The sequence below is a fragment of the Agrobacterium sp. DKPNP3 genome, from assembly GCF_052686535.1.
Window position 1 is genome coordinate 1 of sequence record NZ_JBQYSN010000174.1, and the last position, 3333, is coordinate 3333.

Consider the following 3333-nt stretch of genomic DNA (forward strand, 5'->3'; position numbering starts at 1 on the left):
GCGCACGCCGTGGCAACCTGCCGGTTCGCGGCAAGGTCGCAGCACCTGCGCCGGCCAAACCGGCTGCCCGCCTGAAGACAGAAGAAGAACGCCGCCGTGGCAAGCTGACCGTGACCTCGTCCAATCTGGATGAAGACGGTACGCCACGTGGCCGCTCCATGGCATCCATGCGCCGCCGGCAGGAAAAGTTCCGCCGCAGCCAGATGCAGGAGACCCGTGAAAAGGTGATGCGCGAAGTGATCCTGCCGGAAACCATCACCATTCAGGAACTGTCGCAGCGCATGTCCGAACGTGCGGTCGACGTCATCAAGTTCCTGATGAAGGAAGGCCAGATGATGAAGCCGGGCGACGTGATCGACGCCGATCTGGCCGAGCTGATCGCGGTCGAATTTGGCCACACCGTCAAGCGCGTTTCTGAATCCGACGTGGAAGAAGGCATCTTCAACCAGACGGACGACGAGGGCGAAATGGTTGCCCGTCCGCCCGTCGTCACCATCATGGGTCACGTCGACCACGGCAAGACCTCGCTGCTCGATGCTATCCGTCAGGCGAACGTCGTTGCCGGTGAAGCCGGTGGCATCACCCAGCATATCGGCGCCTATCAGGTCGAGAAGAACGGTCAGAAGATCACCTTCATCGATACGCCCGGCCACGCCGCCTTTACGGCCATGCGTGCCCGTGGTGCGCAGGCGACGGATATTGCCGTCCTCGTGGTTGCCGCAGACGACAGCGTGATGCCGCAGACGATCGAGTCCATCAACCATGCCAAGGCAGCGGGTGTTCCGATCGTCGTTGCGATCAACAAGATCGACAAGCACGAGGCCAACCCTGACAAGGTTCGCCAGCAGCTCTTGCAGCACGAAGTCTTCGTGGAATCGATGGGCGGTGAAGTTCTTGACGTCGAAGTTTCGGCCAAGAACAAGCTCAACCTCGACAAGCTGCTTGAAGCGATCCTGCTGCAGGCCGAAATCCTCGACCTCAAGGCAGACCCGAACCGCACGGCGGAAGGTACGGTCATCGAGGCCGAGCTCGACCGCGGCCGCGGTGCCGTTGCCACGGTTCTGGTTCAGAAGGGTACGCTGAAGCCCGGACAGATCATCGTTGCCGGTGATCAGTGGGGCCGTGTCCGCGCGCTCGTCAACGACAAGGGTGAACACGTCAAGGAAGCCGGCCCGGCCATGCCGGTCGAGATTCTCGGCCTTTCCGGCACGCCTTCGGCCGGCGACCGTTTCGCGGTTGTCGAAAACGAAAGCCGTGCTCGCGAGATCTCCGAGTACCGCCAGCGTCTGGCCCGTGACAAGGCTGTCGCCCGTCAGACCGGTCAGCGTGGTTCGCTGGAGCAGATGATGAGCCAGCTTCAGACCTCGGGAATGAAGGAATTCCCGCTCGTCATCAAGGCAGACGTCCAGGGCTCGGTCGAAGCCATTATCGCTTCGCTGGACAAACTCGGCACCGACGAAGTCCGCGCTCGGATCGTTCATTCCGGTGCTGGTGCCATCACGGAATCGGATATCTCGCTTGCCGAGGCCTCCAACGCCGCGATCATCGGCTTCAACGTTCGCGCCAACGCACAGGCACGGACGGCGTCCGAACGCGCCGGTATCGAAATCCGCTACTACAACATCATCTACGATCTGGTGGATGACGTGAAGGCGGCGATGTCGGGCCTGCTTTCGCCGGAACGTCGCGAGACCTTCCTCGGCAATGCCGAAATCCTCGAGGTGTTCAACATCACCAAGGTCGGCAAGGTCGCGGGTTGCCGCGTCGTCGAAGGCAAGGTGGAACGTGGTGCGGGCGTGCGTCTGGTTCGCGACAACGTCGTTATCCACGAAGGCAAGCTCAAGACCCTCAAGCGCTTCAAGGACGAAGTCAACGAAGTGCCTGTTGGTCAGGAATGCGGTATGGCCTTCGAGAACTACGAAGACATCCGCGCCGGCGACACCATCGAGTGCTTCCGCGTCGAACACATCACGAGAACGCTCTAAAGCAATTCCAGGAAAAGTGGACCCCGGTTTTCCGTCCGGAAATGCGATAAAACAAAGAGTTAGAGCATTCTCGCCGCAGAACAGGACTTTACTGTCGGGCGCCGGCTTACCGGCGCTCGCTCCGTTTGAGGCATAACCAATGGCAAAAGCAACATCATCGGCCCCTTCGCAACGCATGCTGCGCGTCGGCGAACAGGTGCGCGCCGCCCTGACCCAGATTCTCCAGCGCGGCGAAGTCCGCGACGATCTGATCGAAAGCACCGTCATTTCCATTTCGGAAGTGCGCATGTCTCCCGATCTCAAGATCGCGACTGCCTACGTAACGCCGCTCGGCGTTGCCGATCACACCGACATCATCACGGCACTCAACCGCCACGCCAAGTTCATGCGCGGCCGCCTCGGCCCGCAGCTTCGGCAGATGAAATACATGCCGGAACTGCGTTTCCGCGACGATACGAGTTTCGACAACTACCAGAAGATCGACGCACTTCTGCGCTCGCCCGAAGTGCAGCGCGATCTTGGACCTTCAAACGAAAAAGACGACGAACAGAACTGAAGCATGTCCAAACCACGCAAACAGCAGAACCGCAAACCCAAAGGCCGTCCAATTTCGGGCTGGCTGATCCTCGACAAGCCACTCGATTTCGGCTCCACCGAGGCCGTTTCCAAGATCAAGTGGCTTTTCAACGCCCAGAAGGCCGGCCATGCCGGCACGCTCGATCCGCTCGCGTCCGGCATGCTGCCAATCGCGCTCGGCGACGCCACCAAGACCGTGCCTTACGTCATGGACGGCCGGAAGATCTACGAATTCACCGTGACCTGGGGCGAGCAACGCGCGACCGACGATCTGGAAGGCGAGGTGGTCGAGTCCTCTGACCGGCGCCCGGACGAGCAAGCGATCCGCGATCTTCTGCCCAATTATACCGGCATGATTATGCAGACCCCGCCGCAATTTTCCGCCATCAAGATCGCCGGCGAGCGTGCCTATGATCTGGCGCGAGACGGCGAGACCGTGGAAATTCCCGCGCGCGAGGTGGAAATCCATCGCCTGACGCTGCTGGCCTGCCCCGATGCCGATACAGCGCATTTCGAAGTCGAGTGCGGCAAGGGCACCTATGTTCGGGCGCTGGCACGCGACATGGGCCGCGATCTCGGCTGTTTCGGCCACATCTCGGAACTGCGCCGGACCATGGTCGCGCCCTTCGGCGAAGACATGATGGTGCCGCTAGAGACTCTCACCGCGCTGGAAGCCGTTGAAGACCGCGACGAGCGGCTGGAAGCGCTGGACGCCTATCTGATCGACACGGCGGAGGCGCTTTCCGCCCTTCCACGCCTCATCGTCAACGAC

At 61.1% G+C, this 3333-nt stretch carries 3 protein-coding genes; all 3 read left to right on the forward strand.

Features of this window, described 5'->3' with window-relative positions; all coding sequences use genetic code 11:
- A partial coding sequence (gene infB, locus ACUTJJ_RS24920) for a translation initiation factor IF-2 (protein ID WP_445543768.1) occupies nt 1-1985 on the forward strand: 1985 nt, incomplete at its 5' end.
- 139 nt (nt 1986-2124) lie between these two features.
- Nucleotides 2125-2541 carry a 30S ribosome-binding factor RbfA gene (rbfA, locus tag ACUTJJ_RS24925; RefSeq protein ID WP_004439055.1) on the forward strand — a complete coding sequence of 139 codons (417 nt, stop codon included), beginning with the start codon at nt 2125-2127 and terminating at the stop codon, nt 2539-2541.
- A 3-nt stretch (nt 2542-2544) separates the two neighbouring features.
- A partial coding sequence (truB, locus tag ACUTJJ_RS24930; protein ID WP_445543769.1) for a tRNA pseudouridine(55) synthase TruB occupies nt 2545-3333 on the forward strand: 789 nt, incomplete at its 3' end.

Coding starts and splice junctions, on each gene's coding strand:
- rbfA (WP_004439055.1), top strand. CDS start 2,125: ATGGCAAAAGCAACATCATCGGCCCCTTCGCAACGCATGCTGCGCGTC.